This window comes from Cardiobacterium sp. Marseille-Q4385 (assembly GCF_916618745.1).
GTDB lineage: Bacteria > Pseudomonadota > Gammaproteobacteria > Cardiobacteriales > Cardiobacteriaceae > Cardiobacterium.
Genome location: NZ_OU745373.1, coordinates 867941 through 875000 on the forward strand (window position 1 = coordinate 867941; position 7060 = coordinate 875000).

General features: G+C 53.2%; 5 protein-coding genes and 2 rRNA genes (1 of these 7 only partly in view). 3 read left to right on the forward strand and 4 right to left on the reverse strand.

Features of this window, described 5'->3' with window-relative positions; translation table 11 throughout:
* The first annotated feature begins 34 nt into the window (after nt 1-34).
* Entirely contained in the window at nt 35-1405 is a 1371-nt protein-coding gene (gene purB, locus LG374_RS04115; protein ID WP_225756519.1) for an adenylosuccinate lyase, read from the forward strand.
* A gap of 449 nt (nt 1406-1854) precedes the next feature.
* Complete coding sequence (locus tag LG374_RS04120; protein ID WP_225756520.1) at nt 1855-2715, forward strand: transposase; 861 nt, start codon at nt 1855-1857, stop codon at nt 2713-2715.
* 345 nt (nt 2716-3060) lie between these two features.
* Here LG374_RS04120 and LG374_RS04125 read toward each other — a convergent pair whose 3' ends face one another.
* Nucleotides 3061-3303 (reverse strand): hypothetical protein, encoded by a 243-nt coding sequence (locus LG374_RS04125; RefSeq protein ID WP_225756521.1) that lies wholly within the window; start codon nt 3301-3303, stop codon nt 3061-3063.
* Here LG374_RS04125 and LG374_RS04130 point away from each other — a divergent pair.
* Nucleotides 3302-3733 carry a transposase gene (locus LG374_RS04130; RefSeq protein ID WP_225756522.1) on the forward strand — a complete coding sequence of 144 codons (432 nt, stop codon included), beginning with the start codon at nt 3302-3304 and terminating at the stop codon, nt 3731-3733. The two genes, LG374_RS04125 and LG374_RS04130, sit on opposite strands and share 2 nt — an antisense overlap.
* Nucleotides 3734-3972: 239 nt before the next feature.
* Here LG374_RS04130 and LG374_RS12495 read toward each other — a convergent pair whose 3' ends face one another.
* From LG374_RS12495 to LG374_RS04145, 3 genes are all read right to left on the reverse strand, one after another.
* Entirely contained in the window at nt 3973-4137 is a 165-nt protein-coding gene (locus LG374_RS12495) for a transposase (RefSeq protein ID WP_370639329.1), read from the reverse strand.
* 149 nt (nt 4138-4286) lie between these two features.
* A 5S ribosomal RNA gene (rrf, locus tag LG374_RS04140) occupies nt 4287-4402 on the reverse strand.
* 96 nt (nt 4403-4498) lie between these two features.
* Nucleotides 4499-7060 (reverse strand): 23S ribosomal RNA (locus LG374_RS04145); it runs 297 nt beyond the window's last position.

Consider the following 7060-nt stretch of genomic DNA (forward strand, 5'->3'; position numbering starts at 1 on the left):
CACCCAAAACCAACCCAAAAACCAAGGATTCCCCATGCTTGACCCCCTCTACGCCCTCTCCCCGCTTGACGGTCGCTACGCCAATGCCGTCGCCGCTCTGCGCCCCATCCACTCCGAATACGGCCTGATGAAAGCGCGCGTCACCGTCGAACTCGAATGGCTGAAAAGCCTTGCCGCCGCGCCGGACATCGGCGAAGTCCCGCCATTTAGCGCCAAAACCCTTGCTGTCATCGAGCACACCATCACGGCCTTCAGCCATGAAGACGCCGCTGCCATCAAGCAAATAGAGACAACCACCAACCACGACGTCAAAGCCGTCGAATACTGGCTCAAACAACACTTCGCGGATAACGCCGAAATCGCTGCTGCCAGCGAATACATCCACTTCGCCTGCACCAGCGAAGACATCAACAACCTCGCTCACGCCCTGATGCTGCGCGACGCGCGCGACAACGTCCTCCTGCCCGCCCTTGACCGCATCACCGCCAAACTGCGCGACATGGCGCACACTCACGCCGCCGTGCCCATGATGAGCCGCACCCACGGCCAACCGGCCACCCCGACCACCCTCGGCAAAGAAATCGCCAACATCCACCAGCGTCTCGCAAGACAAACCGCCCAACTGCGCGCCCAGGCGCTGCTCGGCAAAATCAACGGCGCCGTTGGCAACTACAACGCGCACCTTGTCGCCTATCCCGACAAAGACTGGGAAAGCCACTGCCGCAACTTTGTCGAAACCGCGCTCGGCCTCAGCTACAACCCCTACACCATCCAGATCGAGCCGCACGACTACATGGCCGAATACTTCCACACCCTCGCGCGCATCAACACCATCCTTATTGATGCCAACCGCGACATCTGGGGCTACATCTCGCTGGGATACTACCGCCAGAAAATCAAAGCGGGCGAAGTCGGTTCCTCCACCATGCCGCACAAAGTGAACCCCATCGACTTCGAAAACTCCGAAGGCAACCTCGGCATGGCAAACGCCATCCTGAACCATCTCGCGGAAAAACTGCCCGTCTCGCGCTGGCAACGTGACCTCACTGACAGCACCGTGCTGCGCAACATGGGTGTGGCCTGCGGCTACACCCTGCTCGGCTGGACGGCACACCTGCGCGGCCTTGACAAACTCGAAGCCAACCCGGCAGCGCTTGCTGCCGACCTGGACGCCACCTGGGCACTGCTCGCCGAACCCATCCAGACCGTGATGCGCCGCTACGGCATCGAACAGCCCTACGAAAAACTCAAAGCGCTGACACGCGGCAAAGAACACATCAGCCGCGAAGAAATCCACGCCTTCATCGCGAGCCTCGACCTGCCGGCTGAGGCCAAAACCCGCCTGCTTGCCCTGACGCCTGCCGACTACACCGGCAAAGCAGAGGCACTCGCGCAACGCATCTGAAGCACACCGCCCCACCCGTTGGGGCGTTTTCTTGCAAGCACACCGAGCGGAACCCCAGCATTTAATCCGCTTGGCGGGCCCAGTAACGACGCCGCTTGACGAACCCAGTCACTATGCCACTCGGCGGCGTTTTCCCTCCTGCGAACAAGCGCCTCCACCCCTTGTATGCTTTCCCCGCAGGGCGCATGAAGCGGCTTGCACAACAATCCCCGGCCGTAGCTTGTTACCTCTCTGACCAAAATCGCGGGAGAACCCAAAGCATGGTCGGGCCCATCACTCCAAATCGAACAGTGCTTGGCTAAAACCTCATGCACAATGACGATTCCCTGCTAAAAAGAGGTTTACATGAGTGAAAACACCTACTGCGGCATCGATGTCGCTAAAGAACATCTGGTCGTTGCCCTGATCAATCAGGACGACACCATGACTTTCAACAACGATCACAAGCAATGATCTACCATATCAGGCAATTTCCGGTACATGTCGCCCTACTTGAGGCCACCGGCGGTCTGGAGCAGGAGGTCGCCCTCGTCCTGCATAAAGCCGGCTGGCGGGTCAACATGGCCAACCCGCGCAAGGCAGCACACTTCATCCGCTCGCAGGAGAACGCCAAGACGAACAACAGCGACGCCAAAATGCTAGCGCGCTATGCCCGTAATCTGATTGAGAACAGCGCCAGACCTGTCAACTACTTCATGCTCCCTGATCCCAAGCGGGTTGAGCTGGAAGTCCTGATCAAGCGACGCAATGAGCTGATTGGGATGCAAGTGGCCGAGCAGAGCCGCCTGAGCGGCGCACACAAGCGGATACAAGGTGAGATTCAGCGCAACATTACCTCGCTCAACAAACGCATCACTAAACTGGAACTGATCATAGAGAAAGCTAGCAACCACTTCCGTGAGATTTTTGACAAAATCTGTATCATCAGGGACATAGGCAAGAGTACGCTAGCGGTGCTGATAAGCATGATGCAGGAGCTTGGTAAGACGAACGGCAAGCGGATTGCGTCACTGGCGGGGCTTGCCCCACACGCGTGCGACAGCGGTAAGTTGAAAGGGCAACGTTTTTGCTGGGGTGGACGCACTGAGGTGCAACTGGCGCTGTATATGGCGATACCGACGGCGGTGCGATACGAACCTGCGTTCTGGGAGTTTTATCAGCAGCTGCTTTCACGCGGCAAGGCGAAGAAAGTGGCTTTGGTAGCCTGCATGCGCAAACTGCTGATGTGCATAAATACGCTACTACAAGAGAAGTTGGACTGGGATCCACGACGTTATTTGAGTGTAAAAGAGTGCCAATCAGCGGCTTAGGCCAAACTATTCCGAGCTTGACTTGGAACACAGTTGCTCGCCCTCTTTTGGGAAGTGCCTGTAAACGCACAGCACCGCGCAAAGTGGGCTTGTACGATGTCTTTTGTGCCATTCTCCTTCGTACACGACAAAAAAATCGGCGTAATGGACAAATTTCATGCTAAAAATCGCTATATAGCTAATGCTCTTAATTCTTCATACAAATCTTACCTGAATGCTGCGTAAATGCTGCAAGTCTGGCATTAATGTTGTATGAAAAAATAAGCTAATTAGCTATAGCCCTTACGCTGCAAGGCTTTACGCGAGGTCAAAACCTTTGAACACAAAAAAATGCTTTTTTGCGGCTCAAAACAGGTCAAGAAGAACGGTACCCGTGATGGCAAACAACGCTACAAATGTACCGCTTGCAACAAGCGTTTCAGCGGCAGCGGCAGACTTGAGTCTGACACCCTCTGGCAGCTTTACAGCGACGGCAAGCAGACCGCCGCACAGCTTGCCGCGCAGTACGGATGCAGCATCAAAAGCATCCGCCGCCACCTCGCCAAAGCCGCTACACAGGCCGATTGCACGCTGCCACAGACACCCCATGGATACCACCTATTTCGGCCGCCAGTGGGGTATCATGGTTCTCTACGACGCTCGCAGCAAGCGAGCCTTGACTGTGATGGCAATCAAGCGGGAAACCAACGCGATCTACACGCAGGAGGTCGCTGCATTGCGAGAGAAAGGTGTTGTGATACAAAGCATTATCTGTGACGGCAAAAGCGGTTTGCTGGGCGTTTTCCCGGATGTACCCATACAGATGTGCCAGTTTCACCAAATCAAAATCATCGTGCGCCACCTGACCAGAAAGCCCAAAAGTCCGGCAGCACAGGCGCTGCGGGCCCTGTCATTGACCCTGACGGAGAGCACTCAGGCGGCGTTTGAAGCGGCGCTCAAGCGCTGGTACGAGCAGTACGCCGCCTTCCTGAACGAACGCAGCGTGAACGAGAAAACAGGCCACTCACACTACACATAAGCGCCTGCGCGCTGCGTATAACAGCCTGAAACGGCATCTGCCATGGTCGTTTACCTGCGAGTGTTTCCCCGAGCTGGGCATCCCGAATCCGACCAATTTGCTGGAAAGAAAATTCAGCAACATGAAGCAGCGTTTGCGGTGTCATCGAGGCTTAAAAAAGAGAGTAAATTACGGTTTTAAAAGGTTATTTCGTAAAGAATCCGTCCTAAAAACACCTATTTTGTCCATTACACCTTAATTTAGGTACGGATGACCATACGCTCGGCGGGTTGTAGCTGTTTCTTCCAGGTGGCGAGGGTGTTGGGATTGATACGGTGTCTGGCTGCCACTTCGCGATAGGTGCTATCTTCGAGCTCTGCAAGGATTTTTTTATGGATATGGGCTGGATAGGTAATGATTTTGATGGTTACTGTTTTTTTGCTATTTAACTATAGCGCGCAGTCATCTCGTTCTTGACCTCACGCTCCGACAATACCTGCTTTACAACAATCACAGAACCGTTATTCACAAATGAAGAAAGCCTCCGCATTAGATGCGGAGGCTTGATAATAAACCCTGACAGTGTCCTACTCTCACATGGGGAAACCCCACACTACCATCGGCGATACTGCGTTTCACTTCTGAGTTCGGCATGGATTCAGGTGGTACCACAGCTCTATGACCGTCAGGAAAACCGGTTACATTCAATTAATAAATGTTCTCTATCTATTTAAAAGAGAATCATCGTCTAAAACTTTTGAGCGCTAAAAATAACTTGAGCGTTGTATGATCAAGCCTCACGATCAATTAGTACTCCTTAGCTGCATATATTACTATACTTCCACATGGAGCCTATCAACGTCGTAGTCTACAACGGATCTTTAGGAGACTTATAGTCTCAGGGAGATCTTATCTTGGGAGGGGCTTCCCGCTTAGATGCTTTCAGCGGTTATCCCTTCCGAACATAGCTACCCGGCTGTGCCACTGGCGTGACAACCGGTACACCAGAGGTTCGTCCATTCCGGTCCTCTCGTACTAAGAACAGCTTCCCTCAAATCTCCAACGCCCACGGCAGATAGGGACCGAACTGTCTCACGACGTTCTGAACCCAGCTCGCGTACCACTTTAAATGGCGAACAGCCATACCCTTGGGACCTGCTACAGCCCCAGGATGTGATGAGCCGACATCGAGGTGCCAAACTCCTCCGTCGATATGGACTCTTGGGAGGAATCAGCCTGTTATCCCCGGAGTACCTTTTATCCGTTGAGCGATGGCCCTTCCATTCAGAACCACCGGATCACTAAGACCTACTTTCGTATCTGCTCGACTTGTCTGTCTCGCAGTTAAGCGGGCTTCTGCCTTTGCACTCTTGGTGCGATTTCCGACCGCACCGAGCCCACCTTCGCACTCCTCCGTTACTCTTTGGGAGGAGACCGCCCCAGTCAAACTACCCACCAGACACTGTCTGCAACCCGGATCACGGGTCTACGTTAGAACATCAAAACAAGCAGGGTGGTATTTCAAGGATGGCTCCACAGAAACCAGAGTCTCTGCTTCTTAGCCTCCCACCTATCCTATGCAACTTGTTTCAATGTTCAGTGTCAAGCTATAGTGAAGGTTCACGGGGTCTTTCCGTCTTGCCGCGGGTACACTGCATCTTCACAGCGATTTCAACTTCACTGAGTCTCGGGTAGAGACAGCGCCGCCATCGTTACGCCATTCGTGCAGGTCGGAACTTACCCGACAAGGAATTTCGCTACCTTAGGACCGTTATAGTTACGGCCGCCGTTTACCGGGGCTTCGATCAAGAGCTTGCACCCCATCAATTAACCTTCCGGCACCGGGCAGGCGTCACACCCTATACGTCCACTTACGTGTTTGCAGAGTGCTGTGTTTTTGTTAAACAGTCGCAGCGGCCTATTCTCTGCGGCCTCCAACAGCTATTCACCATCAGAGGCATACCTTCTCCCGAAGTTACGGTATCATTTTGCCGAGTTCCTTTACCCGAGTTCTCTCAAGCACCTTGGAATTCTCTTCCTACCCACCTGTGTCGGTTTGGGGTACGGTTAATCATAATCTGAAGCTTAGAGGCTTTTCCTGGAAGCAGAGCATCAACCACTTCATTTCCGTAGAAATTCGTCATCACGTTTCAGTTTTAAAGACCCGGATTTGCCTAAGTCTTCAACCTACGCGCTTAAACACACATCCAACAGTGTGCTGGCCTAGCTTTCTCCGTCCCCCCATCGCAATTATGATCAGTACAGGAATATTAACCTGTTTCCCATCAGCTACGCGTTTCCGCCTCACCTTAGGGGCCGACTCACCCTGCGCCGATTAGCGTTGCGCAGGAAACCTTGGGTTTTCGGTGTGCGGGTTTTTCACCCGCATTATCGTTACTCATGTCAGCATTCGCACTTGTGATACCTCCAGCATGCTTCTCAACACACCTTCATCAGCTTACACAACGCTCCCCTACCACTTGCATTTGCATGCAAATCCGCAGCTTCGGTAGACAGTTTAGCCCCGGTAAATCTTCCGCGCAGGACGACTCGACTAGTGAGCTATTACGCTTTCTTTAAAGGATGGCTGCTTCTAAGCCAACCTCCTAGCTGTCTAAGCCTTCCCACTTCGTTTCCCACTTAACTGTCATTTAGGGACCTTAGCTGGCGGTCTGGGTTGTTTCCCTTTTCACGACGGACGTTAGCACCCGCCGTGTGTCTCCTGTAGTAATACTTCACGGTATTCGGAGTTTGCATCGGGTTGGTAAGTCGGTATGACCCCCTAGCCGAAACAGTGCTCTACCCCCGTGAGTCAATCTACAAGGCACTACCTCAATAGTTTTCGGGGAGAACCAGCTATCTCCGAGCTTGTTTAGCCTTTCACTCCTATCCACAGGTCATCCCCGCATTTTTCAACATGCGTGGGTTCGGTCCTCCAGTTGATGTTACTCAACCTTCAACCTGCCCATGGATAGATCGCCCGGTTTCGGGTCTACATCCAGCGACTATTCGCCCTATTAAGACTCGCTTTCGCTACGGCTCCCCTATCCGGTTAACCTCGCCACTAAATGTAACTCGCTGACCCATTATACAAAAGGTACGCCATCACCGGTCTTCTCCGGCTCTGACTGCTTGTATGCACACGGTTTCAGGTTCTATTTCACTCCCTTCACCAGGGTTCTTTTCGCCTTTCCCTCACGGTACTGGTTCACTATCGGTCGACAACGAGTATTTAGCCTTGGAGGATGGTCCCCCCATATTCAGACAGGATTTCACGTGTCCCGCCCTACTCGATTCATTACGCATGGCTTTCGCATACCGGGCTATCACCTTCTATGGCCACCCTTT